This window comes from Comamonas halotolerans (assembly GCF_030162935.1).
GTDB lineage: Bacteria > Pseudomonadota > Gammaproteobacteria > Burkholderiales > Burkholderiaceae_C > Comamonas > Comamonas halotolerans.
The window spans coordinates 1-308 of sequence record NZ_JASAUZ010000058.1; the positions used below are offsets into that span (position 1 = coordinate 1).

At 68.5% G+C, this 308-nt stretch carries 1 protein-coding gene; it reads right to left on the bottom strand.

Annotated features, from left to right (window positions below):
- Nucleotides 1-308: hypothetical protein (locus QEP11_RS16600; protein WP_284337762.1), on the bottom strand; the 308-nt coding region annotated here is incomplete at both ends.

Below are 308 nucleotides of genomic sequence, written 5' to 3' on the forward strand. Positions count from 1 at the left end.
GGTGGTGGCGTCCGTGGGCACTTGCACAGTAGTGCCATCGGGCCAGGTCACCGTCACTGTGGAGCCCGGCTCGCTGACCATGCCCGAGACCGTGGGCTTGTTGTCGCCATCGGCATCGCTGATCGCAACCGTGGTGCTCGGTGCTGTGGTATCCACCGCGTAGCTTTGCGAACCCGTCACCGGTGTGCTGGCGTTGCCCGCCGCATCGGCAAACGTGGCCTCGGCCGTGACCGTGGTGTCCTGGGCTGCGGCCAGATCCGCACCCGGCACCTGGGCCGTCCAGGTGCCATCCCCGTTGTCGGTGGCCG